This window comes from Micromonospora sp. WMMD882, assembly GCF_027497255.1.
Taxonomy (GTDB): Bacteria; Actinomycetota; Actinomycetes; order Mycobacteriales; family Micromonosporaceae; genus Micromonospora.
This window is the reverse complement of record NZ_CP114903.1, coordinates 326,064-352,528: the sequence shown is the minus strand read 5'-3', so window position 1 is coordinate 352,528 and position 26,465 is coordinate 326,064. Positions and strand designations below refer to the sequence as shown.

The window sequence follows — 26,465 nt, the reverse complement described above, 5'->3', positions numbered from 1 at the left end:
CGGCAGGCGGCGGTCAGGGACGCCAGCCGGTCCGGGCGGCCCAGTCCTCGGCCCGTCGGCGCTCCTCGTCGAACCAGGGCTCCTTGGCGGCGGCGTAGCCGGCCCGGTCCGGGGTCGACTCCGCCAGGTCCCGCTTCACCGCCTGGTAGGACGCCCGCCGGTCGGGGTCCGCGCGCAGGTGGTCACGCATCAGCAGCGCGTACCGCCAGCCGGGCGAGCCGGCCGCGCGCACGTGCAGGTGGACCGGGCGACCGGGGTCGGCGCTGCCGTGCAGCCGCTTCTCGCCGGGAGACCCGTCGGGTGGGCGCGGGCTGTCCCACCAGTCGCCGGGAAAACGGGGAAAGCCGGCGCGGGCCAGCCGCTCGGCGAACGGGCCGTCGGCGTCGGCGATCGACTCCACGGTGAGCTGGATGTCGACGACGTCCTTCGCGGCCAGCCCCGGCACCGCCGTCGAGCCGACGTGGTCGATCCGTGGTCGGGCGGGCGCGAGCGCGTGCCCGATCCGGGCGGCCAGCCGCTCGTACTGCTGCGGCCACGTCGGGTCGGGCTCGGCGAGGACCACCCGATCGGCGCGGACCACGCGGCGCGCGCGCAGGTTCTTCTCGTACGGCACGAGCCGCCCGCGCCACAGCGCGTCCACGGCGGCGTGCAGGTCGTCGCGGCTGCCGTCGTTGCCGACCAGCACGTCGGCGGCGGCCCGGCGGCCGGCGTCGTCGGTCTGGGCGGCGATCCGCCGCTGCGCGTCGGCCCGGCTCATCCCCCGGTCGCGGGTCAGCCGCTCCACCCGGGTCGCCACCGCGGTCTCCACCACCACCACGAGGTGGTACGTGGGCGCGAGCCCCACCTCCACCAGCAGCGGCACGTCGTTGACGACGATCGCGTCGACGGGCGCGGCGGCGGCCAGCTCGGCGGTCCGGGCCCGGACCCGGGGGTGGACGATCTCCTCCAGCCGACGGCGGGCCGTGGTGTCCCCGAACACCAGCGCTCCCAGGGCGGGCCGGTCGAGGGCGCCGTCCGGACCGAGCACGTCCGCGCCGAACGTGGCGACGACCTCGGCCAGCCCGTCGCTGCCCGGGGCGACCACCTCGCGGGCGATCCGGTCCGAGTCGACGACCACCGCGCCCAGGTCCGCGAGGCGTGCCGCGACCGCGCTCTTGCCGGAGCCGATGCCACCGGTCAGTCCCACCATCAACACCGCATTAGTGAACCCGATCGCCCGCGCCCGCCCCCGGGCGGGGCGGGAGAGGGCCCCGCCCTCGGCGGGACGCCCGCCGGGCAGGGAAAGGGGAAGGCCCCGTCCGACCGTGGGGAGCCGGTGGACGGGGCCTTCGGATGGTGCCTGTGGGTCACTTACCGCCGGCGAGCTTCTCCCGCAGCGCGGCGAGCGCCTCGTCGGTGGCCAGCGTGCCGGCCGGCTCCTCGGCCTGCCGGCTCGGGGCCGGGCTGGACGAGGAGGTGGTGCCGCCCCCGCCGCCAGCGGTGACGGCGGGCGCCGGGTTGGCAGCGGCCTCGGCGTCGGCGGCCCGGGAGTTCTGCACCTGCTTGGTGTGGGCCTCCCAGCGCTGACGCGCCTCGGCGTACTGGTTCTCCCAGGTCTCGCGCTGCTTGTCGTACCCCTCGAGCCACTCGCCGGTCTCCGGGTCGAAGCCCTCGGGGTAGATGTAGTTGCCCTCGTTGTCGTACGTGGCGGCCATGCCGTAGAGGGTCGGGTCGAAGTGCTCCTCGCCCTCGACGAAGCCCTCGTTGGCCTGCTTGAGCGAGAGCGAGATCCGCCGCCGCTCCAGGTCGATGTCGATGACCTTGACCATGACCTCGGAGCCGACCTGGACGACCTGCTCCGGGATCTCCACGTGGCGCTCGGCCAGCTCGGAGATGTGGACCAGACCCTCGATGCCGTCGTCGACCCGGACGAACGCGCCGAACGGCACCAGCTTGGTGACCTTGCCCGGGACGATCTGCTGGATCGCGTGGGTCCGGGCGAACTGCCGCCACGGGTCCTCCTGGGTCGCCTTCAGCGACAGCGAGACCCGCTCGCGGTCCAGGTCGACGTCCAGGACCTCGACCTCGACCTCCTGGCCCACCTCGACCACCTCGGAGGGGTGGTCGATGTGCTTCCAGGACAGCTCGGAGACGTGCACCAGACCGTCGACGCCGCCGAGGTCGACGAACGCGCCGAAGTTGACGATCGAGGAGACGACGCCCTTGCGGACCTGCCCCTTCTGGAGCTTGTTGAGGAACTCGGTGCGCACCTCGGACTGGGTCTGCTCGAGCCAGGCCCGGCGGGACAGGACCACGTTGTTGCGGTTCTTGTCCAGCTCGATGATCTTGGCTTCGAGCTCACGGCCGACGTACGGCTGCAGGTCCCGCACCCGACGCATCTCGACCAGGGAGGCGGGCAGGAAGCCGCGCAGCCCGATGTCGAGGATGAGACCACCCTTGACGACCTCGATGACCGAGCCGCGGACGACGCCGTCCTCGTCCTTGATCTTCTCGATGGTGCCCCAGGCCCGCTCGTACTGCGCCCGCTTCTTGGAGAGGATCAGACGCCCCTCCTTGTCCTCCTTCTGGAGGACCAGGGCCTCGATGTGGTCACCGACCGACACCACCTCGGCCGGGTCCACGTCGTGCTTGATCGACAACTCACGAGAGGGGATGACACCCTCGGTCTTGTAGCCGATGTCGAGCAGGACCTCGTCCCGATCGACCTTGACGACGGTGCCTTCGACAATGTCGCCGTCATTGAAGTACTTGATGGTCTCGTCGATCGCGGCGAGGAAAGCCTCCTCGGAACCGAGATCGTCGTGGGTGACCCGGGTGGCGCTCGAGGGGGCCTCGATGCTGCTCGTCATGTGGGCGGTTGCTCCGGTCGGATGGTGTGTCACAGCAGGCTTGTGTCGCAGTGACCTGTTCGCGCCAGCGGACCCGCCTCCGGGCACACCCAACGATCACCTGTCGAGATCATCATGTGGCTCCGTCGACCGCGCGCCTGCTCCCTGCCGAGACACACGATCCGCGAGCGCATCGTCTAGCCTACCGGGTGCATTACCACAGCGTGCAAGCCCTCCCGTCTCCCCTGGGACGCGTCAGGCGTGAAAGCCGAAGAATCACCCGCAATCCCCCACTCGTGTAACACGTATCACACCCGCACCTTCGGCGATCCCGCGCCCACCGGCTCCGGGCCCTCCCCGCGGGGGGCACTAACGTGGCGGCGTGGACGACGACAACCTGGTACGACGCCGACGGGTCGGCGACGCGGAGGCCCGCCGGGCCAACCGCCGCTGGTGGGACGCGGACGCCGACGACTACCAGGCCGAGCACGGACGGTTCCTCGGCGACGTCGACTTCGTCTGGTGCCCGGAGGGGCTGCGCGAGACCGACGCCCGGCTGCTCGGCGACCTCGCCGGGCGGCGGATCCTGGAACTCGGCTGCGGGGCCGCGTCCGCCGCCCGCTGGCTGGCCGCCCAGGGCGCGCGGCCGGTCGCCCTCGACCTCTCCGTCGGCATGCTGCGGCACGCCGCGCAGGCCGCCGACCGCACCGGCGTACGCGTGCCGCTGACCCAGGCCGACGCCCTCGCCCTGCCCTTCGCCGACGCCGCCTTCGACACGGTCTGCACGGCGTTCGGCGCGGTCCCGTTCGTGGCCGACTCGGCGGCGGTGATGCGCGAGGTGGCCCGGGTGCTGCGGCCCGGCGGCCGGTGGGTGTTCTCGGTGACCCACCCGATGCGCTGGATCTTCCTCGACGACCCGGGCGAGGGCGGCCTCACCGCCGTGCACTCGTACTTCGACCGGAGCCCCTACGTCGAGCAGGACGAGCACGGCGTCGCCAGCTACGTGGAGCAGCACCGCACCCTCGGCGACCGGATCCGGGAACTGGTCGGGGCCGGTTTCCGCCTGCTCGACCTGGTCGAGCCGGAGTGGCCGGCCGGGCACCGGGAGGTCTGGGGGCAGTGGAGCCCGCTGCGCGGCCGGCTCTTCCCCGGCACCGCCATCTTCGTCGCCGAGAAGCCCGCCGCCTGAGAATCGGCCGTCCGCGCCGGCATCCGCCCGTGGTGTCCCGGTCGACCGGTCCCACGGCTGCCCGCGCACGGCGGCGCCGTGCGTCGGCACCGACTGTCCGCTCTGATCGCCACCAGCGGCGTTACGCTCACCTGGTGATCGCCGAACCCGTCCCGACATCACCTGGCCGCTGGTGTCCGGACCCGATGCGGCAGCAGCGTGCCGACTACACGCTGGCGGACCTGACCGCCCGGCCGGACGACGCCCCCCGCGTCGAAGCCGTTCCCGATCAAGCTGGCCGTCGACGAGATCACCCCCTGACCGGCGTCGGCCGCCGCCCGGTGGTGGCGTTTCGGCGGACGTCGGCCGGGTAGCCGCAGCGTATGGCCGAGCAGAGGAAGTTCCGGCGGGGCGACCACGTCTCCTGGGCCAGCCACGGCGGCCGGGGCCACGGTGTCGTCACCGGCGAGATCACCGAACGGACCCGGGTCCGGGGCCGGACCGTGGCCGCCTCCCCGGAGGCGCCGCAGTACCGGATCCGCAACGACCACTCGGGCCGCGACGTCGCCCACCGCCCGGAGGCGCTGCGCCATGACCCGGAATGAGCAGGCCCGGGACCGGCCGCCCGCCGGCGGCGACCAGGGCCGGGACGACGACCGGGACACCTACCGCGAGTTCACCGACGCGGTCAACATGACCCCGGCCGAGCTCTCCCGTTGGCTGGAGCGCGACGCGTCCAAGCACGTCGGCTGGCGGAAGAAGGGCAGCCAGGGCGGTGAGTCGGTCGGCCACGCCTCCGGCCGGCGGATCGTCGACCTGCTCCGCCGTAAACGCGCCGACCTCACCTCGGCCGACTACCGGCACATGCGCAAGGTCGTCGGGTACGTCCACCGGCACCTGGCCCAGCGCCCCAGCGGCGACGTCCGCGACACCCGCTGGCGCTGGTCCCTCATGAACTGGGGCCACGACCCCCTCAAGTGACCCGGCGCTTCAGCCGACCTCTCTCCCCGGAACAGCGCGTACCACCCACCCGCCGTGCCCCACGACGGGGTTTCCGGGGCAGCCCGACCCGCGCAGGGATCAAGCTTGACCGCCCGGAGCGGGTCGGGCTGCCCCGGAAACCCACAACAGCGACATCAGTGGTCCGCGCTGTTCCAGTCCCGCCCCGCCCCCACCGACACCGACAGCGGCACCGACAGCGGGTACGCCTGGCCCATCTCCTGCCGGACCAGCTCCGCCAGCGGCTCCCGTTCCCCGGTGGCGACCTCGAAGACCAGCTCGTCGTGCACCTGCAACAGCATCCGGGAGCGCAGCCCCGACGCGCGCAGCGCGGTGTCGACGCGCAGCATGGCCAGTTTGATGATGTCCGCCGCGGAGCCCTGGATCGGGGCGTTGAGCGCCATCCGCTCGGCCATCTCCCGGCGCTGCCGGTTGTCGCTGACCAGGTCGGGCAGGTAGCGGCGACGGCCCAGCACGGTGGAGGTGTAGCCGTCCTGCCGGGCCCGGTCGACCACGGTGCGCAGGTAGTCGCGGACCCCGCCGAACCCGGCGAAGTAGTCCTCCATCAGGCCCCGGGCCTCCTCGGCGGTGATGCCGAGCTGCTGGGCCAGGCCGAACGCGCTCAACCCGTACGCCAGGCCGTAGTTCATCGCCTTGATCTTGCGACGCTGGTCGGCGGTGACCTGCTCCACCGGCACGCCGAACACCGAGGAGGCGGTCGCGGCGTGGAAGTCGGCGCCCGAGTTGAACGCCTCGATCAGCGCGTCGTCGGCGGAGAGGTGCGCCATGATCCGCATCTCGATCTGGCTGTAGTCGGCGGTCAGCAGGCAGTCGTGCCCGGGGCCGACCACGAACGCCCGGCGGATCCGCCGGCCCTCCTCGGTGCGGATGGGGATGTTCTGCAGGTTGGGCTCGGTGGAGGAGAGCCGGCCGGTGGCGGCCACCGTCTGGTTGAACGTGGTGTGGATCCGGTCGTCGTCGGAAACCGACTTGAGCAGCCCGTCCACGGTCACCTTGAGCTTGGCCACGTCCCGGTGGCGCAGCAGGTGCGCCAGGATCGGGTGCTCGGTCTGCGTGTACAGCCAGCCGAGGGCGTCCGCGTCGGTGGTGTAACCGGTCTTGATCTTCTTGGTCTTCGGCAGGGCCAGCTCACCGAAGAGGATCTCCTGGAGCTGCTTGGGCGAGCCGAGGTTGAACTCCCGCCCGATCACCGCGTACGCGGCCTGGGCGGCGTCCTTGACCTCGCCGGCGAACTGGGCCTCCAGCTCGTGCAGGTAGTCGGTGTCCGCGGCGATGCCGACCCGTTCCATCTCGGCCAGCACCCGCATCAGGGGCAGCTCCACCCCGGCCATCAGCTTGGTCGACTGCTCGCCGTCCCGGGACAGCTCGGCGTCGATCGCGTCGGCCAGGTCGAGGGTGGCCCGGGCGTGCAGCATGAGGTTCTGTTCGGCCTCGCTGTCGTCGCCGAGACCCTCCAGGGTGAGCTGGCCGGTCTCCGGCGCGTCCACCCGCAGCTCCCGGTGCAGGTACCGCAGCGCCAGGTCGGTCAGGTCGTAGGAGCGCTGGTCGGGGCGGGCGAGGTAGGCGGCGATCTGGGTGTCCCGGTGGATGCCGGCCAGCGTCCAGCCGTGCGCGGCGAGGGCCAGCAGGGCGGGCTTGCTGTCGTGCAGCACCTTGGGCCGCGCCGGGTCGGCCAGCCAGCCGGCCAGCGCCGACTCGTCGGCGGGCGTCAGCTTCGCCGGGTCGCACCAGGCCGCCGCGCCGTCGCCGGTGGCCAGCGCCAGCCCGGTCACCGAGGCGGTGTGCCGACGGTTCGGGCCGGTGTCGAGCTTGACCGCCACCCCGACCGGCAGGTCGGCCGCCGCGTGCGCGGCCAGCCAGTCGGCCAACGCGCCCGGCTCGGTGAGCACCACGCCGGCCAGGTCGAAGCCCGACTCGGCCTCCGGCTCGACCGCGTCGAGGTACTGGTAGAGCCGGTCCCGCAGGATGCGGAACTGGAGGGTGTCGAAGACCTGGTGCACGGCCTCCCGGTCCCACCCCTGCCAGCGGGCGTCCTCGGGGCGCAGCGGCAGCTCCAGGTCGGCGACCAGGCGGTTGATGTCGTAGTTGCGCAGCACGTCGGCGAGCCGCTCACGCAGGCTGTCACCGGCCTTGCCCTTGATCGCGTCGGCCTGGGCCACCACGCCCTCGACCCCGCCGTACTGGGTGATCCACTTCGCGGCGGTCTTCGGGCCGACGCCCGGGACGCCGGGCAGGTTGTCGCTGGTCTCGCCGACCAGCGCGGCCAGGTCGCGGTACCGCTCGGGGCGGACGCCGTACTTCGCCTCGACCGCCTCGGCGTCCATCCGGGCCAGGTCGGAGACGCCCTTACGCGGGTAGAGGACGGTGGTCCGCCCGTCGACGAGCTGGAAGGCGTCCCGGTCGCCGGTGCAGATCAGCACGTCCAGCCCCTGGTCGCGGGCCTGGCAGGCGAGGGTGGCGATCACGTCGTCGGCCTCGTAGCCTTCTTTCTCGACCACCGGGACGCGCAGCGCGGCGAGGACCTCCTTGACCAGGCTGACCTGGCCGGCGAAGTCGGCCGGGGTCTCGCTGCGGCCAGCCTTGTACTCGGCGTACCGCTCGGTGCGGAAGGAGCGGCGGGAGACGTCGAAGGCCACGATGATGTGGGTGGGCTGCTCGTCCCGGAGCACGTTGATCAGCATCGAGGTGAAGCCGTAGACCGCGTTGGTGGGCTGCCCGGTCGTGGTGGAGAAGTTCTCCACCGGCAGGGCGAAGAAGGCCCGGTAGGCCAGCGAGTGGCCGTCGACGAGGAGCAGGCGCGGGTTCGTGGCTGTCACGAAAGGCGACTCTAGTCCGTACCCCCGACATCACCCGGCGGCGGCACGGCGCGTGACGCGCGTCGGCCGCCCGACCCCGTCCGGGTCCGGGCGGCCGACGCGCGGGCGCCTCAGGCCACGCCGAGGTACGCCTCCTTGACCGACGGGTCGTGCAGGAGGTCCCGGCCGGAGCCCTCCTTGACGATCCGGCCGGTCTCCAGCACGTAGCCCCGGTGGGCGCGGGAGAGCGCCTGCTGGGCGTTCTGCTCCACCAGCAGGATGGTGGTGCCCTGCTGGTTGATCTCCGTGATGATGTCGAAGATCTGCCGGATCACCATCGGGGCCAGCCCCATCGACGGCTCGTCCAGCAGCAGCAGCTTCGGTCGGGCCATCAGCGCCCGGCCGACGGCCAGCATCTGCTGCTCACCGCCGGAGAGGGTGCCGCCGGCCTGCCTACGCCGCTCGCGCAGCCGGGGGAACAGGGTCAGCACCCGCTCCAGGTCCTCGGCGATGCCGGCCCGGTCCTTGCGGGTGTACGCCCCCATGTCCAGGTTCTCCAGCACCGTCATGCCGGGGAACACGCCCCGACCCTCCGGCGACTGGCAGATGCCCCGGACCACCCGGAGGTCGGCGCGGACGTTCGTGATGTCCTCGCCGTTGAACCGGATCTTCCCGGTCTTGGCCGGCAGCAGCCCGGAGATGCCCTTCATGGTGGTGGTCTTGCCGGCGCCGTTCGCGCCGATCAGGGCCACCACCTCGCCCTCGTCGACGTGCAGGCTGACCGAGTGCAGCGCCTCGATCCGCCCGTACGCCAGCGTCAGGTCCTCGATCTCAAGCAGCATCGACGGACTCCCCCAGGTAGGCGGCGATGACCTTCGGGTTCTCCCGGACCTCGGCCGGCGTCCCCTCGGCGATCTTCTTGCCGAACTCCAGCACCACGATCCGGTCGGTGACCCCCATGACCAGGCGCATGTCGTGCTCGATGAGCAGCACCGTGTAGCCCAGGTCACGGATGCGCTTGATGAGCGCGTTGAGCTCCTCCTTCTCCGCCGGGTTGAAGCCGGCGGCCGGCTCGTCCAGGCAGAGCAGTTTCGGCTCGGTGGCCAGCGCGCGGGCGATCTCCAGCCGCCGCTGGTCACCGTAGGGCAGGTTGCGGGCCAACTCGTTGGCCCGGCCCACGATGCCGACGAACTTGAGCAGCTCCAGGGCCTTGCGCTCGCCGGCCCGCTCCTCCAGCGTGTGCCGGGAGATGCCGAAGACCTTCGCGCTGGAGCGGCGGACCTGCTGCCAGGCCCGGACGACACCGTTGGTCGAGTCGACCACCGGCAGCTCCTCCGGCCTGGCCTTCTTCCGGTAGAGCCGGAACAGCGCGCCGACCACACTGGTCTTGTGCCGGGCGTCGGTGCCGATCATGACGTTCTCCAGCGCCGTCATCTCCGGGAAGAGACGGATGTTCTGGAACGTCCGGGCGATGCCCATCCGGTTGATCTGGTGCGGCTTGCGGCCGGTCACCTGCTGCCCGCCGTCGAACCGCACCGCGCCGGAGGTCGGCCGGTACACGCCGGTCATCACGTTGAAGCAGGTGGTCTTGCCGGCCCCGTTCGGGCCGATCAGACCGAGGATCTCACCCCGGAAGAGGCTGAAGCTGACGTCGTCCAGCGCCGTCACGCCACCGAAGCGCAGCGTGACGTGGTCGACGTCGAGCAGCACCTCCCGCTGGCGCGGCGCCGGCCGGGCCAGCTTGATCTCGTCCAGGTGCGGCTCGGTGGCGGCCTCGGCCGCCAGCGCGTCGTCGGGGATCTCCTTCTCAGACACTGGCCGGCACCTCCTCGGCACGGTCCTTCAACTCGCGGGCCCGTCGTCTGCTCGGGATCAGACCCTGCGGACGCAGCAGCATCACCAGCACCAGCGCCAGGCCGAAGGCCAGGAACCGCCAGTCGGCGAAGTCCCGGAACCGCTCCGGCAGGTACGCCAGCAGGAACGCGCCCAACGCCACGCCGGCCATGTTGCCGGCCCCGCCGACCACCACCATCGCCACGAACAGGATGGAGAGCTGGGCGTTGAACTGGTTCGGCTCGATGAAGCCCTGCCGGCTGGCGAAGAGGAACCCGGAGATACCACCGAGCGCCGCTCCGATGGCGAACGCCCACAGCTTGTACTTGAACGGGTACACGCCCATCACCGCGGCGGCGTCCTCGTCCTCGCGGACCGCCAGCCAGGCCCGGCCGACCCGGCTGTTCTCCAACCGGCGTACCGCGAAGACCAGCAGCAGCACCACGGTCAGCGCCAGCCAGTACCACGGTTTGGCGTCGATCAGGCCGAACACGTCGTTGTCGGCCGACGGCGCGCCCTGCGGGCCGGGGATCGCGGCGACGCCCTGCGGGCCGCCGGACCACTCCACGTTCCGGACCACGATCCGGATGATCTCGCCGAAGCCGAGCGTGACGATGGCCAGGTAGTCACCGCGCAGCCGCAGCGTCGGCCAGCCCAGGAGCACCCCGGAGATCATCGTGAAGGCGATGGCGAGCGGGATGCAGATCGCCCAGGCGACCGCCCAACCCTCGGGCATGTCGAAGCGCTCCTGGAGCGCCTTGACCACCGGCGACTGGGTGGAGCCGAACAGCGCCACGCTGTACGCCCCGACCGCGAAGAAGCCGACGTAGCCCAGGTCGAGCAGACCGGCCAGGCCGATCACCACGTTCAGACCGATCGCGATCAGCACGTACACCGCGCAGATGAAGAGCACACCGGCCCAGTTGTTGCCGCCGTTGACGTCGGTGCGCAACCAGGTAAGCCCGGGGATGCCGAGCAGCGGCAGGTAGTAGAGGAACGCCACGAACGCGGCGAAGGCCAGCGCCCGCTGCCACTTCGGCAGCGCCCGGAACCGGGCGCCGACACCGCCGGTGGCGTCCCGCAGGCCGTCCAGCGGACGCTTCTTGATCGTCGTCGTCATGCGCGGGCCCTCCCCAACGACTCGCCGAGCAGACCGGTCGGACGGAACAGCAGCACGACCACCAGCACCACGAAGGCCGCCACGTCCTCCCAGCTCGACGTGGTCAGGGTCGCCGCGTAGACCTCGACGACACCGAGCAGCAGCCCGCCGAGCAGCGCGCCGCGGATGTTGCCGATGCCGCCGAGCACGGCGGCGGTGAACGCCTTCAGGCCCAGGATGAAGCCGACGTTGAACCGGGTGTTGCCGTAGCGCAACGCGTACAGCAGCGCCGCCGCGCCGGCCAGCAGACCACCGAGCAGGAAGATCAGCGCGATCACCCGGTCCTTGTTGACGCCCATCAGCGCCGCGGTGTCCGGGTTCTGCGCCACCGCCCGCACCCCCCGGCCGTACCGGGTGCGGTTGATGAAGACGTCCAGCCCGGCCATCATGACCAGCGCGGCCACCACCGTGATCAACTGGGTGTTGGTGACGTCCGTGCCGCCGATGGTGAAGACCACGTCGCGCTCCAGCACGGTCGGCATGCCGACCACCAGCCGGCCCTGCCAGAGACCGAACGCCTCCGACATCACCAGCGACAGGCCGATCGCGGTGATCAGGAAGATCAGCGGCGGCGCGTTCATCCGGCGCAACCGGCGGTACGCCACCCGCTCCACCACCACCGCGGTCAGACCCGAGGCGGCGGCGGCGGCCAGCAGACCGACCGTGAGCAGTAGCAGCAAGGTGCCCAGCGGCGGCGAGTCGGTCGCGCCCAGCAGACTCCACACCCCGACCACGGTGAACGTGCCCACCATGAAGACCTCGGCGTGGGCGAAGTTGATCAGCCTCAGGACCCCGTACACCAGCGTGTAGCCGAGCGCGACGAGGGCGTAGATCGCGCCCTTCGCCAGACCGTCCACCGTGTGCTGGCCCAGGTGCCCGAAGAGTTCATCGAAATTCACGATTTCTCCCTTTGCACCGAACGCGGCCGGGGGCTCGTGGCCCCCGGCCGCGCTCCAGAAGTGGATCAGCTGAGCTTGATCTCCTGCTGCGGGGTGATCTGGCCGCCCTTGATCTCGTAGGCCCAGATGACGACCTTGGACTTGTCCACGTCACCGGTCTCGTCGAACTTGATGTACTTCGACACGCCCTGCTTGTCGTAGGAGTCCACCCACTCCAGCAGCTCGGCGCGGGTGGACTTGCCCTCGGCGAAGCCCTCCAGCAGCACCACCGCGCCGTCGTAGCCCTCCGCGCCGTAGGAGCCCGGCGCCTGGCCGTACTCCTTCTCGTAGTCGGCGGAGAAGGTGCCGCCGGCCTCGGCGGCCGGCAGGCACGGGCAGGTCACGATCGCGCCGTCGGCGCCGGCGCCGGCGCCCGACGGGAAGCCCGGGTCGTAGAGGCCGTCGAAGCCGAGGAACTTCGCGGTCACCCCGGCGGCGCGCATCTGCTTGACCAGCGGCGCGGCCTCGTTGGTGTAACCGCCGTAGGCGATCGCGTCCGCGCCCGCCGACTTGATCTTCGAGATGGTGGCGTCGAAGTTGGTCTGGTCGGTCTGGACCTTGTCCTCGCCGACGACCTTCGCGCCCAGGCCCTTCTTGACCTCGGCGATGATGCCCGCGCCGTACGGCTGGCCGTCGTCGATCACGAAGACCTTGCTCGGCTTCACCACGTTGTTCAGGTACGTCACGGCCGCCGCGCCCTGGGTCGCGTCGTTGCCGACCACCCGGTGGAACGACTTGTTGCCGGCGGTGGTCAGCTCGGCGGCGGTCGCCGACGGGCTCACCATGACCAGCCCGGCCGCCTCGTAGATCGGCATGGTGGCCTTGGTCTCGCCGGAGAAGTGCCCGCCGATCACCGCGGTGAACGACTGGTCCTGGGCGACCTGGTTCGCCACCGGCGTCGCCTGGGTCGGGTCACCCGTGGTGTCGAACTCCTTGAGCTCGACCTGGCAGTCCGCGTTCTTCTCGTTGTGCTGCTTCACGGCCAGCTTCGCGCCGTTCAGCGACGGCAGCACCAGGCCGGCGTTCGGGCCGGTGAACGCGCCGAAGATGGCGATCTTGCCACCGCACTTGCCGTCGCCACCGCCGGCCTCGTTGTCGCTGCCGGCGTCCTGGCAGCCCGCGGTCGCGACCAGCGCCGCCGCCAGACCGACGGCGCCCAGCGCCCGTACATAACTACGCCTCACGGCTTCCTGACCTCCTCCAGATGCAGGCACGGCACCCGGAGAGGCCCGCTGTCACGCCCGTCACACACTGCCACTCTCCGGTGAGAATCCGCACGCCTGCGTTACGGCTCGTGATGGCGGAGCGTACTGGAGCGGTAATCCGTCAAGGAAGGCCTGGAAGGCAGGCTTGCCAAAACGTTACGAACAAACCGACCGATGATCCTCCGGCCGTCACACGCTGGAAAATCCACCGGAGGTCCGGCCCCCGCCCACCCGGCCCCGGCCCGGCCCCCGCCCGTCGTGCCGGACGCTCACCCGGCCGGGACGGGCGCGACGAAGGCCCGCCCGGCCGTCGCGTCGTCCACCAGCAGCAACACCCGGTCCCCCGCGCCGGCCAGCGCCACCGCGCGCTCCGCGCCCGCCGGCATCGACGTCGGCCCCGCCACCGGCCGCCACGAGTCACCCCGGTCCGACGACACCCACAACGCGTGCCCGCCGCCGTCCACCGTCGCCGCCACGAGCCGACCGCCGGCCACCGTCAACCCCCGGACCCCCGGCACCCCGTCGGCCCGGGCCACGCCGAACCCACCGGCCACCCGCCAGTCCCCCGCCGTCGCGTCGGCCGCAGCCGACGCGGCGCCCGACCCCGCCGGGTCGACCCGCCACGCGCCGAACGCCCGGCCCCGCAACCCCACCGCCACCGGCGCCCCGTCCAGCAGCACCACCCGCTGCAACTCGTCGTACTCCGCGCCGCCCGGCACCGGCGCCCGCCGCCACGCCACCCCGTCCGCCGACGTCCACGCCAACGGATCCCGGTCGGTACGCCCCGCCGGCACCACGCCACCCACCATCAGCCACCGGTCGCCGTACCCGACCGCGTCGAAACCCCACGTCTCGCCCCGCGCGTCCGACGCCAACTCCGGCGCGCCCTCCACGATGGTGAACCGGGACGAGTCCGGCGACACCCAGCTCGCCGCGCCGCCCGTCCGGTTCCCCGTGATCAACCAGCCGGCCGGTCCGGACACCATCCGGGCCACGTTCACCGCCCGCGGCCCGCCGAACAACTCGAACGGGGCGGTCACCTCGGCCAGCCCGCCGTCGGCGTCCTGCCGCCAACTGCTCGTCCGCGGATTGGCGTGCGCGCCGCCCCGTTTCGACCCGAGCAGGGCCACCCGGGAGTCCCGGCAGGCCACCGAATAGAACACGTGCTGCCGGCCGTAGTACGACTTCGGCCGCAGGGGCAGGGCCGTCCAGGCCACCCCGTCCGCGCTGGTCCACGCCGCCGGGCGGGTCTCGCCGGCGGCGTCCGCCAGCCCACCCACCAGGTACCAGCGGTCACCGCAGACCGCCGCGTCGCGCAGCAGCGACCGGCCCGCCGGACCCGGCGGCGCGGGCAGCGTCAACGGCTGCCACGCCGGCGACAACGCCGGCGGCGGACCGTCGTCGTCGCGGTCGGTGGACCGCGCGCAGGCGGTCAGGGGGACGGCGACCAGAACGAGCAGCGCCACCGCGCGCCGGAAGGACATGGACGAGATGCTATCCAGCCCGCGCCGGGAAAAGGTGAATCCGATACGGCCGCGGTCAGGAAGTCGACTGCGGCACCTCACCGCCGGCGGTCTCGGCGAGAATCCGCTCGGCGACCTCCCGCATGGTCATCCGGTGGTCCATCGCGGTGCGCTGGATCCACTTGAACGCCTGCGGCTCGCTCATGCCGTACGTGGTCATCAGGGCGCCCTTGGCGCGCTCGACCGCCTTGCGGACCTCCAGCCGGTCGGTCAGGCTGGCGACCTCCGCCTCCAGCGCGGCGACCTCGGAGTAGCGGGAGAGGGCGATCTCCACCGCCGGGACCAGGTCGCTCTTCTGGAACGGCTTCACGAGGTACGCCATCGCGCCGGCCGCCCGGGCCCGCTCGACGAGATCCCGCTGACTGAAGGCGGTGAGGATGATCACCGGCGCGATCCGGGCCCCGGCGATCCGCTCGGCGGCGGCCAGCCCGTCCATGATCGGCATTTTGATGTCGAGGATGACCAGGTCGGGCTTGAGCTCCTCGGCGAGCCGGACGGCGGTCTCGCCGTCGCCGGCCTCCCCCACCACCTCGTAGCCCTCCTCGACGAGCATCTCGGCCAGATCGAGCCGGATCAACGCCTCGTCCTCGGCGATCAGCACGCGCCTGCGCTCGGCATCCGTCTGCGTCTCCGCCACCAGCCCTACTCCCACCAGTCTGAACCCGACACCCGCCCAGCCGGGTGTCGCCGCCCATAGCCTAGTGGGTACCCTGTGATGCAGCATCAACAGCGTTGAGCGAGGACGTCCCCGTATTCCAATAGGTAGAGAAACGGAGCTCAAACCTCCGACAGTGTGGGTTCGAGTCCCACCGGGGACACCGACGTCGTACGCGAGGGTCGGATGCTGTCGAGCGCGCGGGCCAGGTCGGCGCGCAGGTCGTCGGGGTCCTCCAGGCCGACGGAGATCCGCAGCAGTCCGGCTGCCGGGCGGGCGTCGCCGGTGACCGGGCGGTGGGTCAGCGACGCCGGGTGCTGGATCAGCGTGTCGACGCCGCCGAGCGAGACGGCGTGGGTGATCAGCTCGCAGGCCGCCGCGACCGCGCCGGCGGCGGGCGCGCCGCCGCGTACCTCGATGGCGAGCAGGCTTCCGGTGCCGCGCATCTGCCGGCCGACGAGCCCGGCCGGGTCGTGGTGGCTGGGGTGGTGGACGCGGGCGACGGCCGGGTGGCCGGCGAGCCAGGCGGCGAGTTTCTCCGCGCCGGCCTGTTGGGCGCGGACCCGCAGCGGCAGGGTCTGCAGGCCGCGGTGCAGCAGGTACGCGCCGAGCGGGTGGAGGATCGCGCCGGTGAGGGCGCGGACCTGGCGGAGCCGGACGGCCCAGTCCCGGTCGCAGGCGACGACGCCGGCGAGGACGTCGCCGTGGCCGCCGATGCTCTTGGTGGCGCTGTGCAGGACGAGCGCCGCGCCGTGCCGGGCGGGTCGTTGCAGGACGGGGGTGGCGACGGTGTTGTCGACGAGCAGGGGGACGTCGCCGCAGGCGGTGGCGAGGGCGGTGAGGTCGACCAGGTCGAGGGTGGGGTTGGCGGGGGTCTCGACGATCACCAGGGCGGTGTCGGGGCGGACGGCGGAGGCGACCTGGTCGGGGCGGGCCCAGGTGACGTCGGTGCCGAGCAGGCCGGTGGCGAGGACGTGGTCGGTGCCGCCGTAGAGGGGGCGGACGGCGACGAGGTGACGTTTCCCGTCGCGGGTGGCGGCGAGCAGGCTGGCGGTCAGGGCGGCCATGCCGCTGGCGAAGGCGACCGCGTCGGTGGTCTCCTCCAGTTGGGCGAGGGCGGTCTCGAAGCGGGCCACGGTGGGGTTCCAGAGGCGCTGGTAGACGGCGTTGCCGCCGGGTGGCAGCGGGTTTCCGGTGGCGAGGGTCTGGTAGGCGTCGCCGCCGTCGGGCACCGAGGGCAGCGGGTTGGTGGTGGAGAGGTCGATGGGTGGGACGTGGACGCCCAGCTCGGCGAGGTCGTCGCGGCCGGCGTGCACGGCCCGGGTGTCCAGGGCGGCCATGAGGCAAGCGTCGAACATCCTGTGGTCGCGGGGCAATGGTTCCGCAGATGATTCTGCGCGTCCGCATTGTCGTCGACAGGGATTCGGTGGATCATCGTCTGATGCCTGTCGCACCGAATGTTGTACGGCCGTTCGCGGCGCTCGACGACGTGGATCGGGCGATCCTCGACGTGTTGGCGGCCGACGGGCGGCTGCCGAACAACGCGCTCGCCGAGCGGGTCGGGGTGGCGCCGTCGACGTGTCTGGCCCGGGTGCGGGCGCTGCGGGAGTGCGGGGCGATCCGGGGGTTCCACGCGGACGTGGATCCGGCGGCGGTGGGCCTGCCGTTGCAGGCGCTGGTGTCGGTGCGGTTGACCGCGCACGAGCGGGCGGCGGTGGACGCGTTCCGGGCCCGGTCGGCCCGGCTGCCGGGGGTGGTGTCGGTGTTCCACGTGGCCGGGGCGGACGACTACGTGCTGCACGTGCGGGCGGCGTCCGGCGACGCGTTGCGGGATTTCGTGCTGGATCATCTGGCGGTGGATCCGGTGGTGTCGCACACCGAGACCAGCCTGATCTTCGAGCAGGTACGCGGGGCGGGTTGACGGTCGGCGGTCGGCGGTCGGCGGTCGGCGGGGAAGGATCCGGGCCGGTCAGGGGTTGGCAGTGCGTGTGATCGACGTACCGATGTCTGTTCTTGATCTTGCTCCGGTCGCCGCCGGGACGTCCGCCGGGGCGGCGCTGCGGCACACCACCGACCTGGCCCGGCGCGCGGAGGAGCTGGGCTACCACCGGTTCTGGGTGGCCGAGCACCACAACATGCCGGCGATCGCCTCGTCGGCGCCGGCGGTGCTGATCGCCCACCTGGCCGCGCACACCAGCACCATCCGGCTGGGCTCGGGCGGGGTGATGCTGCCCAACCACGCGCCGCTGGTGGTGGCCGAGCAGTTCGGCACCCTGGAGGCGCTGCACCCGGGTCGGATCGACCTGGGCATCGGCCGGGCGCCCGGCACCGACCAGGTGACCGCGTTGGCGTTGCGCCGGACGATGGAGGGGCTGTCCGCGGAGGGTTTCCCCCGGGAGTTGGCGGACCTGATGGGCTTCTTCAGCGGGGAGCGGCCCGGGCCGATCGTGGCGACGCCGGGGCGGGGTGAGCAGCCGGCGATCTGGTTGCTGGGGTCGAGCGGGTTCAGCGCCCAACTGGCCGGGACGCTGGGGCTGCCGTTCTCGTTCGCGCACCACTTCAGCGCGGCGAACACCGAGCCGGCGCTGGCGTTGTACCGGAACAGTTTCCGGCCGTCGCGGTGGCTGGAACGGCCGTACGCGATGGTGGCGGTGAACGCGGTGTGCGCGGAGACCGACGAGCGGGCCCGGTGGCTGGCCGGTCCGGCCGGGTTGTCGTTCCTGAGGCTGCGGTCGGGGCGGCCGGAGCCGCTGGTCAGCCCGGAGGAGGCGGCGGCGTACCCGTACTCGGATCTGGAGCGGGAGTTCGTGGCGCAGCGCCAGGTGGGTCAGGCGTTGGGCTCGCCGGAGACGGTCCGCCGGCAGTTGACCGAGCTGCTGGCGCGGACGGAGGCGGACGAGCTGATGCTGACCGCGCTGGTGTACGACGGGGCGGACCGGGCGCGTTCGTTCGAGCTGATCGCGGAGCAGGTGGCCGGCGGACCGCGTCCCGTTGCCTGACCCCCGGGGGTCGCCGAAGGGCCCCGTCGTGGGAACCGGGCCCTTCGGCGACCGTTCAGCGGAGGTAGATGTTGGGGGTGGGTGGGGTGGACATGCCGTTGCCGAGGAAGAAGCTCGGGTGCGGCGGCTGGTTGTAGGCGGTGTTCTGCCAGGCGACGGCGACGCGGTACTGCGGGTCGTGCATCAGGGTGGACACGCGGGTCGTGGTGGGAATGGGGGTGCTGTAGACGCGCAGCGCCCGGTTGTCGGTGGTGCGCCAGATCACCTCTTCCCGCCAGTCACCGAGGATGTCACCGGCCAGCGCCGGGGTGGACTTGGTGCCGTTGTTGGAGCTGACGCCGCTGCCGGTGAGCAGGCGGGTGTCGCCGCCGGCGCCGTACTTGTCGATCCGGGTGCCGTCGAGCAGCTCACGGACCGGGTCGGCGTCCCACCAGGCGAGGAAGTTCGTCGAGGACGGTTTGCGGCCGACGTTCCGGCCGCGGGTGTCGGCCAGGCCGTCCACGGCGGCGGACCAGGACTCCGCGCCGGGGCTGCCGGCCCAGATGTCGGCGGAGACGCCCCGGCCGTTGTCGCCGCCGGTCGGGGTGGACCAGAGGATCTGGCCGGTACGGGCGTCGGCGAACCAGGAGCTGGGTTTGCTGCCGTCCTCGCTGACCTTGAAGTACTCCAGGCCGGGGCGGGACGGGTCGAGGTCACCGACGTGTCCGGCGTCGCCGTGGCCGAGACCGGTGGACCAGAGCAGCCGGCCGCTGTCGTCGATGGTGGCCGCCCCGTAGACGATCTCGTCGCGGCCGTCGGCGTCCACGTCGGCGACGGAGAGGCTGTGGTTGCCCTGCCCGGCGGCGGCGCCGTTGCCGGAGGCGTTGGAGTCGAAGGTCCACCGCCTGGTGAGGGCGCCGTCACGGAAGTCCCAGGCGACGACGACGGCGCGGGTGTAGTAGCCCCGGGCCATGATCAGCGACGGGCGTCGCCCGTCGAGGTAGGCGGTGCCGGCGAGGAACCGGTCGACCCGGTTGCCGTAGCTGTCACCCCAGGAGGAGACGGCGCCCCGGGGCGGGTCGTAGGTGACGGTGGAGACGGCCGCGCCGGTGCGGCCGTCGAACATGGTGAGGTACTCGGGTCCGGCGAGCACGTAGCCGCTGGAGTTGCGGTGGTCGGCGGAGGCCGACCCGATGACCTGGCCGGTGCCGGAGCGGGTGCCGTCGGCGGTCTTCACGGCCACCTCGGCGTCGCCGTCGCCGTCGTAGTCGTACACCTGGAACTGGGTGTAGTGGGCGCCGGCGCGGATGTTGCGGCCGAGGTCGATCCGCCACAGTCGGGCGCCGGTGAGGGTGTACGCGTCGACGTACACGTTGCCGGTGTAGCCGGACTGGGAGTTGTCCTTGGCGTTGGACGGCTCCCACTTGAGGACGATCTCGTAGTCGCCGTCGCCGTCGAGGTCGCCGACGGAGGCGTCGTTGGCGCTGTAGGTGTACGCCTCGCCGCCGGGGGTCGTGCCGCCGGGCGGGATCTGCAACGGCACGTCGAGGTAGCCGCTGCCGAACTGGAGCGCGGGCGCGGAGGCGGCCTGTTCGGTCCCGTTCACCACGGCCCGCACGGTGTACGCCGAGCCGGCGGCGGCCCCGGCGTCGAGGTGGCTGGTGGCCCCGGTGATCGGGGTGGCGTTGACCCGGACGTCGCCCCGGTAGAGGTTGAACGCCACCCCGGTGGTCTCGGTGCCGAGCAGCCGCCAGGAGACGTGGTTCCCGCTGCCGGAGCGGACGCTGACCAGCCCCCGGTCGAGGTGCTCCATCTGCTTCGCCCCGCCGGGTGGCGGGGTCGTGGGGGGCGGCGTGGTCGGCGGTGGGGTGGTCGGTGGCGGGGTCGTGGCTGGGGGCGGGGTGGTCGGTGGCGGCGTCGTGGGGGGCGCGGTGGTGGGGGGCGCGGTGGGGGTGGGGGTGGTCGCGCCCGTGCAGGTGACGCCGTTGAGCGCGAAGGCCGCCGGCACGGGGTTGCCGCTGTCGTTCCACGAGGCGTTGAAGCCGAAGTTCGCGGCGCCGTTCGTGCCGATCACCGCGTTGTAGCCGGCGTCGCGGGCGGTGACCTGCGCGCCGGACTGGGTGACGGTGGCGTTCCACGCCTGAGCGACCTGTTGGCCGGCGGCGAAGGACCAGGTGAGGGTCCAGCCGGCGACCGGGTCGCCGAGGTTGGTGACGGTGACGTCGGCGCCGAAGCCGCCGCCCCACTGGTTGGTGATCCGGTAGTCGACGCGGCAGCCGGCGGCGGCCGCCGAGGCGGTCACCGCGGTCAGCGTGCCGACGGTGAGGGTGGTGGTGGTCGCCGCCGCCACGGCGAGCAGGACGGCGCGGTGGCGCGAGCGGTGCAGGGACATGGAAGTGCCTCCGGGTGAGACGCACGACACCCCGCCCGGGTCGACCTGCCCTTGGTCGACGGGGGTGTCCGGTGCCAAGGCCGGCAAACCGGGGAATTCCGGGCCGACGGCGGCTGACTTCCGCGCGTTCGCACCATACAGGAAAGCGCTTACCGGCCACAACGGTCGGCGACGATCTCTGGGCAAGACGCCGGAAACACGATCTTCACACCGGCTTCACCCAACGCTGGCGACGAGGGCCTAACGTTGGTTCCGGTGGTGGTAGGGCATCCCCGGTCGGGACGGGTCGGGGGTGCTGCGGTGTGGTGCACCGGGCCGCGGTTGAGCGGATTCCGCGACAGCGGCCCGGTGCCTGCCGCCAACGGATCCCGGCGTACCGCCGGTGACCCGCCACCGGTCCTCCTGATCACGGCCCTCCTGAACGCGGTCCGCTTGCCCCCGGCGCGGATTGTTGGTCGACTCGTCGGGTGACCACACCCCACATGGACCCCGAGGAGTTCCGCCGCGCCGGGCACGCGGCGGTGGACTGGATCGCCGACTACTGGTCGACGCTCGACAAACGCCCGGTGACCTCGACGGCCCCGCCGGGCGCGGTCGCGGCCGCGCTGCCGACCGGCCCGCCCGAGCACGGCGAGCCGGTCGAGGCGATCATGGCCGACCTGGACGCCCTGGTCGCCCCGGCGCTGACCCACTGGCAGCATCCCGGGTTCTTCGGCTACTTCCCCGCCAACACCAGCGGCCCCAGCGTCCTCGGCGACCTGATCAGCTCGGGTCTCGGCGTGCAGGGCATGATGTGGGCCACCGGACCGGCCTGCACCGAGCTGGAGACGGTGCTGCTCGACTGGCTGGCCGGGCTGCTCGACCTGCCCGAGCGGTTCCGTTCCACCGGCCCCGGCGGCGGCGTCATCCAGGACTCCGCGTCCTCGGCGACCCTGGTGGCCACGCTGGTGGCGGTGCACCGGGCCAGCGGGGGCCGGTGGCGTCAGGAGGGCGTACGGCGGCGGTACCGCGCCTACACCTCGACCCAGGGGCACTCCTCGATCGAGAAGGCGGCCCGGATCGCCGGGCTGGGCGACGGCGGGGTCCGCCCGGTCGAGGTGGACCCGCGGACCCTGGCCATGCGCCCGGAGGCGCTGCGCGCGGCCATCGAGGCCGACCTGGCCGCCGGGGAGACGCCGGCGATCGTGGTGGCGACGGTCGGGACGACCTCCACCACCGCCGTCGACCCGCTGCCGGAGATCGGCGCGATCTGCGCCGAGTACGGCGTCTGGCTGCACGTGGACGCCGCGTACGCGGGCGCGGCGGCGGTCTGCCCGGAGCTGCGGTGGGCGCACGCCGGCCTGGAGCACGCCGACTCGTACTGCTTCGACCCGCACAAGTGGCTGCTCACCGGGTTCGACTGTGACGCGTTCTGGGTCGCCGACTCGAGCGAGCTGGTCGAGGCGTTGACGGTGATGCCGGAGTTCCTGCGCAACGCGGCCACCGAGTCCGGCGCGGTCGTCGACTACCGGGACTGGCAGGTGCCGCTGGGTCGACGGTTCCGGGCGTTGAAGCTGTGGTTCGTGCTCCGCTGGTACGGCGTGGCCGGCCTGCGGGCGCACATCCGGTCGGGGGTGGCGCTGGCCGCCCGGTTCGCCGACCGGGTCCGGGCCGACGAGCGGTTCGAGGTGGTCGCGCCGCACCCCTTCTCGCTCGTCTGTTTCCGGCTGCGGGCCGGCGACGACGCGAGCGCCGCGCTGCTGGCCCGGGTCAACGCCACCGGCCGGGCGCACCTGACCCACACCCGGGTGGGAGGCCGGTACACCCTGCGGCTGGCGGTCGGCTCCCCGCAGACCACCGAACAGCATGTGGACGAGACGTGGGAGCTGCTGGTCGGGGCGGCGGACGCCCTGAGCGCCGAGGGCGCCGTGCCCGGCTGAGTCGGCGGTCAGTGGTGGGTGGTGACCAGGAGCGGCGCGTCGACCCGGTCGGCGGCGTCGGCGGCCGGCGTGGCGGCCTCGGCCCGCCGGGTACGCCGCAGCGCGCGGACCGCCAGGACCAGGGCGGTCAGCCAGCCCGCGCCGAGCAGCGCGTAGACCACCGCCGGGGCGGGACCGCCCAGGTCGGCGGCCCGGAGCAGGCCCCGGGCGTTGGTCAGCACGATCACGCCGCCCACCGCCGCGCCGAGCAGTTGGGCCGGGACGATCCGGACCAGCCAGGCCGCCACCGGGGCGGCGATCAGGCCGCCGATCAGCAGCGCCGCCACGATCGGCAGCAGGAAGCCCTCGGAGCCGAGGCCGATCAGGAAGCCGACGCTGGCCGCGACGGCGACCAGGAACTCGGAGGTGTCCACCGAGCCGATCACCTTGCGGGGCTGCATCCGTCCGGAGGCCAGCAGGGCGGGCGTGGCGACCGGGCCCCAGCCCCCGCCGCCGGTGGCGTCGACGAAGCCGGCGACCAGGCCGAGCGGCCCGAGGAACCGGCCGCGCAGCCGGCCGGCGTGCGGGTTCGTCCGCAGCGGACGGGAGAAGCGGACCAGCAGGTACGCGCCGAGCACGAAGAGGATGCCGGCCATCCACGGGGCGGCGGTCTCGGTGGAGATGGAGCTGAGGAAGGTGGCCCCGGCGAAGGCGCCGATCGCGCCGGGCAGGGCGATCCGGGACACCACCCGCCAGTCGACGTTGCCGAACCGCCAGTGCGCCACGCCGGCCGCGAGGGTGGTGCCGATCTCGGCGAGGTGCACCGAGGCCGACGCGGCGGCGGGGGCGATCCCAACGAGCAGCAGCAGCGTCGAGGAGGTCAACCCGTACGCCATGCCGAGCGACCCGTCCACCAACTGCGCGACGAGTCCGACCAGGGCGAGGACCAGCAGCCTGCGCACGAGCAACCTCCCGAGCTTGTAGGCATCTCCTATCGACTTGGTCGACAATGCGGCACGACGGGCCCGGCGGTCAAGTCCTGATCGAAGGGTGGGACGCCGACGGTGGGCGCGGACGCCGGGATCAGCTCCAGGCGGCCGGGTCGGCGGCGAGCTGGTTGACCCGCTCGGGCAGCACGCCGGCGGCCACGTCGGCGACGGTGACCAGCTCCAGGATCTGCCGCTCACTGGCCCGCAGGGCGATCCAGACCTCCTGCAACGCCCGCGCCGCCCCGTGGTAACCGAGCTCCTCCGGACGCTGGCCCCGGACGTGCGCGAGCGGGCCGTCGATCACCCGGATCACCTCGGCCAGGGAGATCTCGGTCGCCGGCCGGGCCAGCCAGTAGCCGCCCTCCGGGCCACGCTGGGCGTGCACGATGCCGCCCCGCCGCAGTTGGAGCAGGATGCTCTCCAGGAACTTCGGCGGGATGTCCTGGGCGCGGGCGATCTGCTCGGCGGTGACCGGACGGGTCCGTCCGGGACCGTCGCCGGCCACCGCCGCCAGCTCGGCGGCGGCCCGCAGGGCGTAGTCGACCCGGGCGGAGAGACGCATGTCCGACAGGTTATCGGTCGACCGGACGGCCTGGTGGATCACCCCGGCGGTCAGTGCCCGACCCGCCGGAGCAGCCCCTCCTGGACGGCGCTGGCGATGTGCCGGCCCTCGGTGGTGAACATCCGCCCGGTGGCCAGCCCGCGGGCGCCGGAGGCCGACGGGCTCCAGCAGTCGTAGAGGAACCACTCGTCGGCCCGGAACGGGCGGTGGAACCACAGCGCGTGGTCGAGGCTGGCCCCGACCACGCCGCCGGGACCCCAGACCTCGCCGTGCACCGACAGCACCGAGTCCAGCAGGGTCAGGTCGGAGGCGTACGTCAGGGCGCAGGCGTGCAGCAGCGGCTCGTCGGGGAGCTTGCCGTCGATACGCATCCAGACCCGTTGGTGCGGGTCGGCGGGCCGGTCGCCGGGACGCACCCAGCCGGGCTCGCCGACGTAGCGGACGTCGATCGGGCGCGGGATCATCGCCCAGATGCCCAGCCGTTCCGGGTACCGGGCGAGCCGGTCGGCCATCGTGGGCACGCTCTCCGGGCCGGGCACGTCCGGCGGGGTGGGGGCGTGGTGGTCCAGCCCCTCCTCCCGCTGCTGGAACGACGCCGACATGAAGAAGATCGGCTTGTCGTGCTGGAGGGCCACCGAGCGGCGGACCGAGAAGGACCGGCCGTCGCGGACGTTCTCCACCTGGTAGTCGATCGGCTCCGCCGGGTCGCCCGGCCGCACGAAGTAGCCGTGCAACGAGTGCACGAACCGCTCCGGGTCGACCGTGCGACCGGCGGCCACCAGGGCCTGACCGGCGACCTGGCCGCCGTACACCCGCTGGGGGCCGACCGGGGGGCTGATCCCCCGGAAGGACATCGCGCCGGTCGGCGCGAGGTCGAGCACCTCCAGCAACTGGTCGACGGCGGCCTGGCCGGTCAGGACGTCGGTCACTGCAACGCCCGCGCCGCCGCCGCGTCGACCAACGAGCCGAGCTGGTGCACCCGCAGGGTGTTGGTGGAGCCGGGGGTGCCCGGCGGGCTGCCGGCGACGATCACCACGTAGTCGCCCGGGTTGGCCCGGTCCAGGCCGAGCAGCGCCTCGTCGACCTGCCGGAACATGTCGTCGGTGTGCTGCACGAACGGCATCAGGAAGGTCTGCACCCCCCAGGAGAGGGCGAGCTGCTGGTAGACCTCGGGGACCGGGGTGAACGCCAGCAGCGGCAGGTCGCAGTGCAGCCGGGAGAGCCGACGGACGGTGTCGCCGGTCTGCGAGAACGCGACGAGCGCCTTCGCGCCGATGGCCCGGGCGATCGAGGACGCCGCCGAGGTGAGCGCGCCGCCGTGGGTACGCGGGTCGTGCTGGAGCCGGGGCACCGAGAACGAGCCGGCCTCGGTGGTGCTGACGATCTTCGCCATGGTGCTGACGGTCAGCACCGGGTACTTCCCGACGCTGGTCTCGCCGGAGAGCATGACCGCGTCCGCGCCGTCGAGCACGGCGTTGGCCACGTCGGACGCCTCGGCGCGGGTCGGGCGGGAATTCTCGATCATCGAATCGAGCATCTGGGTGGCGACGATGACCGGCTTGGCGTTCTCCCGGCAGAGCTGCACGGCGCGCTTCTGCACCAGCGGGACCTGGTCCAGCGGCATCTCCACGCCGAGGTCGCCACGGGCCACCATGACGCCGTCGAAGGCCAGCACGATCGCTTCCAGGTGGTCGACCGCCTCGGGCTTCTCGACCTTGGCCAGCACCGGACGCTGCACCCCGACCTCGCTCATGATCGCGTGGACGAGTTTGATGTCCTCCGCGGAGCGGACGAAGGAGAGCGCGATCAGGTCGGCGCCGAGGCCGAGGGCGAAGCACAGGTCCTCGGCGTCCTTGTCGGACATGGCCGGCACGCTGACCGCCACGTTGGGCAGCGAGACGCCCTTGTTGTTGGAGACCGGCCCGCCCTCGGTGACCAGGCAGCGGATGTCGTTGCCGGCGACGTCGGTGACCTCGACGGCGACCCGGCCGTCGTCGATCAGCAGGCGGTCGCCCGGCTTCACCTCCTGCGGCAGCTTGCGGTAGGTGCAGGAGACCCGGTCGCGGGTGCCGAGGACGTCGTCGCTGGTGATCACGACCGCGTCACCGGTGCGCCACTCGTGCGGGCCGTCGGCGAACCGGCCCAGACGGATCTTCGGGCCCTGGAGGTCGGCCAGGACGGCGACCGGCCGCCCGGACGCCTCGGCGGCCTCCCGGACCAGCCGGTAGACGGCCTCGTGGTCGGCGTGGCTGCCGTGGCTGAAATTCAACCTCGCCACGTCCATGCCCGCCTCGACCAGCCCCCGGATGCGTTCCGGTGAGGCGGTGGCAGGACCGAGAGTGCAGACGATCTTCGCGCGGCGTGTCACGCCCATCAGGCTAGTCTCTCCCCCGGGCCGGACTGGCAGCCGACCCTCTTGCAGAATGCGGAACAGTTCTCCAACGACGCGCGGGGCGCGGGTGACCAGCGGACACCGAGACGTTGTCGAGCGGCGGGCATCGGCGACCGCGCCGGGAATCGTA

At 72.6% G+C, this 26,465-nt stretch carries 22 protein-coding genes and 1 tRNA gene; 7 read left to right on the top strand and 16 right to left on the bottom strand.

The window, feature by feature from the left end:
- Positions 1-13: 13 nt before the first annotated feature.
- Positions 14-1,195, bottom strand: coding sequence for a dephospho-CoA kinase (gene coaE, locus O7606_RS01490; RefSeq protein ID WP_281597167.1), 1,182 nt, complete (start codon positions 1,193-1,195; stop codon positions 14-16).
- A 151-nt stretch (positions 1,196-1,346) separates the two neighbouring features.
- Entirely contained in the window at positions 1,347-2,849 is a 1,503-nt protein-coding gene (gene rpsA / locus O7606_RS01485; RefSeq protein ID WP_281597166.1) for a 30S ribosomal protein S1, read from the bottom strand.
- 361 nt (positions 2,850-3,210) lie between these two features.
- On the opposite strand from rpsA, the gene O7606_RS01480 reads away from it, so the two are divergent.
- From O7606_RS01480 to O7606_RS01470, 3 genes are all read left to right on the top strand, one after another.
- Positions 3,211-4,017, top strand: coding sequence for a class I SAM-dependent methyltransferase (locus tag O7606_RS01480; protein WP_281597165.1), 807 nt, complete (start codon positions 3,211-3,213; stop codon positions 4,015-4,017).
- Positions 4,018-4,379: 362 nt separating this feature from the next.
- The gene (locus tag O7606_RS01475; RefSeq protein ID WP_281597164.1) at positions 4,380-4,601 is read left to right on the top strand and encodes a DUF2945 domain-containing protein; all 222 of its coding nucleotides are present in this window, start codon (positions 4,380-4,382) and stop codon (positions 4,599-4,601) included.
- Positions 4,588-4,977 carry a DUF3140 domain-containing protein gene (locus O7606_RS01470; protein ID WP_348651130.1) on the top strand — a complete coding sequence of 130 codons (390 nt, stop codon included), beginning with the start codon at positions 4,588-4,590 and terminating at the stop codon, positions 4,975-4,977. The genes O7606_RS01475 and O7606_RS01470 overlap by 14 nt, the downstream gene beginning before the upstream one ends.
- Positions 4,978-5,132: 155 nt before the next feature.
- Here O7606_RS01470 and polA read toward each other — a convergent pair whose 3' ends face one another.
- From polA to O7606_RS01430, 8 genes are all read right to left on the bottom strand, one after another.
- Complete coding sequence (polA, locus tag O7606_RS01465; protein ID WP_281597163.1) at positions 5,133-7,832, bottom strand: DNA polymerase I; 2,700 nt, start codon at positions 7,830-7,832, stop codon at positions 5,133-5,135.
- A 110-nt stretch (positions 7,833-7,942) separates the two neighbouring features.
- Positions 7,943-8,653, bottom strand: coding sequence for an ABC transporter ATP-binding protein (locus tag O7606_RS01460; RefSeq protein ID WP_281597162.1), 711 nt, complete (start codon positions 8,651-8,653; stop codon positions 7,943-7,945).
- Positions 8,643-9,551 carry an ABC transporter ATP-binding protein gene (locus O7606_RS01455; protein WP_281599440.1) on the bottom strand — a complete coding sequence of 303 codons (909 nt, stop codon included), beginning with the start codon at positions 9,549-9,551 and terminating at the stop codon, positions 8,643-8,645. The genes O7606_RS01460 and O7606_RS01455 overlap by 11 nt, the downstream gene beginning before the upstream one ends.
- Positions 9,552-9,618: 67 nt before the next feature.
- On the bottom strand, positions 9,619-10,764 hold the full coding sequence (locus tag O7606_RS01450) for a branched-chain amino acid ABC transporter permease (RefSeq protein ID WP_281597161.1): 1,146 nt from the start codon (positions 10,762-10,764) through the stop codon (positions 9,619-9,621).
- Positions 10,761-11,702: a branched-chain amino acid ABC transporter permease gene (locus O7606_RS01445; protein WP_281597160.1), complete on the bottom strand. Its 942-nt coding sequence runs from the start codon at positions 11,700-11,702 to the stop codon at positions 10,761-10,763. The genes O7606_RS01450 and O7606_RS01445 overlap by 4 nt, the downstream gene beginning before the upstream one ends.
- A gap of 65 nt (positions 11,703-11,767) precedes the next feature.
- On the bottom strand, positions 11,768-12,925 hold the full coding sequence (locus O7606_RS01440; protein ID WP_281597159.1) for a branched-chain amino acid ABC transporter substrate-binding protein: 1,158 nt from the start codon (positions 12,923-12,925) through the stop codon (positions 11,768-11,770).
- Between the two features lie 290 nt (positions 12,926-13,215).
- Positions 13,216-14,430: a hypothetical protein gene (locus tag O7606_RS01435; RefSeq protein ID WP_281597158.1), complete on the bottom strand. Its 1,215-nt coding sequence runs from the start codon at positions 14,428-14,430 to the stop codon at positions 13,216-13,218.
- A 55-nt stretch (positions 14,431-14,485) separates the two neighbouring features.
- Positions 14,486-15,106 (bottom strand): response regulator, encoded by a 621-nt coding sequence (locus O7606_RS01430; RefSeq protein WP_281597157.1) that lies wholly within the window; start codon positions 15,104-15,106, stop codon positions 14,486-14,488.
- A gap of 107 nt (positions 15,107-15,213) precedes the next feature.
- Between O7606_RS01430 and O7606_RS01425 the strand changes: the two genes are divergently transcribed.
- Positions 15,214-15,287: transfer RNA gene (locus tag O7606_RS01425), tRNA-Leu, on the top strand.
- Here the strand turns inward: O7606_RS01425 and O7606_RS01420 are convergent.
- Positions 15,247-16,464: a PLP-dependent transferase gene (locus O7606_RS01420; RefSeq protein ID WP_281599439.1), complete on the bottom strand. Its 1,218-nt coding sequence runs from the start codon at positions 16,462-16,464 to the stop codon at positions 15,247-15,249. The two genes, O7606_RS01425 and O7606_RS01420, sit on opposite strands and share 41 nt — an antisense overlap.
- 101 nt (positions 16,465-16,565) lie before the next feature.
- On the opposite strand from O7606_RS01420, the gene O7606_RS01415 reads away from it, so the two are divergent.
- Together O7606_RS01415 and O7606_RS01410 are read left to right on the top strand one after the other, a co-directional pair.
- Positions 16,566-17,045 (top strand): Lrp/AsnC family transcriptional regulator, encoded by a 480-nt coding sequence (locus tag O7606_RS01415; protein ID WP_281597156.1) that lies wholly within the window; start codon positions 16,566-16,568, stop codon positions 17,043-17,045.
- Positions 17,046-17,112: 67 nt separating this feature from the next.
- The gene (locus tag O7606_RS01410; protein ID WP_281597155.1) at positions 17,113-18,123 is read left to right on the top strand and encodes an LLM class flavin-dependent oxidoreductase; all 1,011 of its coding nucleotides are present in this window, start codon (positions 17,113-17,115) and stop codon (positions 18,121-18,123) included.
- Between the two features lie 55 nt (positions 18,124-18,178).
- Here O7606_RS01410 and O7606_RS01405 read toward each other — a convergent pair whose 3' ends face one another.
- Positions 18,179-20,494: a cellulose binding domain-containing protein gene (locus O7606_RS01405; protein WP_281597154.1), complete on the bottom strand. Its 2,316-nt coding sequence runs from the start codon at positions 20,492-20,494 to the stop codon at positions 18,179-18,181.
- 467 nt (positions 20,495-20,961) lie between these two features.
- On the opposite strand from O7606_RS01405, the gene O7606_RS01400 reads away from it, so the two are divergent.
- Entirely contained in the window at positions 20,962-22,413 is a 1,452-nt protein-coding gene (locus O7606_RS01400; RefSeq protein WP_281597153.1) for a pyridoxal-dependent decarboxylase, read from the top strand.
- Positions 22,414-22,421: 8 nt separating this feature from the next.
- Here the strand turns inward: O7606_RS01400 and O7606_RS01395 are convergent, their stop codons facing one another.
- From O7606_RS01395 to pyk, 4 genes are all read right to left on the bottom strand, one after another.
- A complete protein-coding gene (locus tag O7606_RS01395) occupies positions 22,422-23,354 on the bottom strand; it encodes a sulfite exporter TauE/SafE family protein (protein WP_281597152.1) in 933 nt (310 codons plus the stop codon).
- A gap of 121 nt (positions 23,355-23,475) precedes the next feature.
- On the bottom strand, positions 23,476-23,943 hold the full coding sequence (locus tag O7606_RS01390) for an Rrf2 family transcriptional regulator (RefSeq protein ID WP_281597151.1): 468 nt from the start codon (positions 23,941-23,943) through the stop codon (positions 23,476-23,478).
- A gap of 50 nt (positions 23,944-23,993) precedes the next feature.
- Entirely contained in the window at positions 23,994-24,872 is an 879-nt protein-coding gene (locus O7606_RS01385; protein ID WP_281597150.1) for an acyl-CoA thioesterase II, read from the bottom strand.
- On the bottom strand, positions 24,869-26,317 hold the full coding sequence (gene pyk, locus O7606_RS01380) for a pyruvate kinase (protein ID WP_281597149.1): 1,449 nt from the start codon (positions 26,315-26,317) through the stop codon (positions 24,869-24,871). Before pyk ends, O7606_RS01385 begins: the two co-directional genes overlap by 4 nt.
- Between the last annotated feature and the right edge of the window lie 148 nt (positions 26,318-26,465).

Coding starts and splice junctions, on each gene's coding strand:
- O7606_RS01475 (WP_281597164.1), top strand. CDS start 4,380: ATGGCCGAGCAGAGGAAGTTCCGGCGGGGCGACCACGTCTCCTGGGCC.
- O7606_RS01405 (WP_281597154.1), bottom strand. CDS start 20,494: ATGTCCCTGCACCGCTCGCGCCACCGCGCCGTCCTGCTCGCCGTGGCG.
- O7606_RS01420 (WP_281599439.1), bottom strand. CDS start 16,464: ATGGCCGCCCTGGACACCCGGGCCGTGCACGCCGGCCGCGACGACCTC.
- O7606_RS01460 (WP_281597162.1), bottom strand. CDS start 8,653: ATGCTGCTTGAGATCGAGGACCTGACGCTGGCGTACGGGCGGATCGAG.
- O7606_RS01450 (WP_281597161.1), bottom strand. CDS start 10,764: ATGACGACGACGATCAAGAAGCGTCCGCTGGACGGCCTGCGGGACGCC.
- O7606_RS01435 (WP_281597158.1), bottom strand. CDS start 14,430: ATGTCCTTCCGGCGCGCGGTGGCGCTGCTCGTTCTGGTCGCCGTCCCC.
- pyk (WP_281597149.1), bottom strand. CDS start 26,317: ATGGGCGTGACACGCCGCGCGAAGATCGTCTGCACTCTCGGTCCTGCC.
- rpsA (WP_281597166.1), bottom strand. CDS start 2,849: ATGACGAGCAGCATCGAGGCCCCCTCGAGCGCCACCCGGGTCACCCAC.
- O7606_RS01470 (WP_348651130.1), top strand. CDS start 4,588: ATGACCCGGAATGAGCAGGCCCGGGACCGGCCGCCCGCCGGCGGCGAC.
- O7606_RS01415 (WP_281597156.1), top strand. CDS start 16,566: ATGCCTGTCGCACCGAATGTTGTACGGCCGTTCGCGGCGCTCGACGAC.
- O7606_RS01390 (WP_281597151.1), bottom strand. CDS start 23,943: ATGCGTCTCTCCGCCCGGGTCGACTACGCCCTGCGGGCCGCCGCCGAG.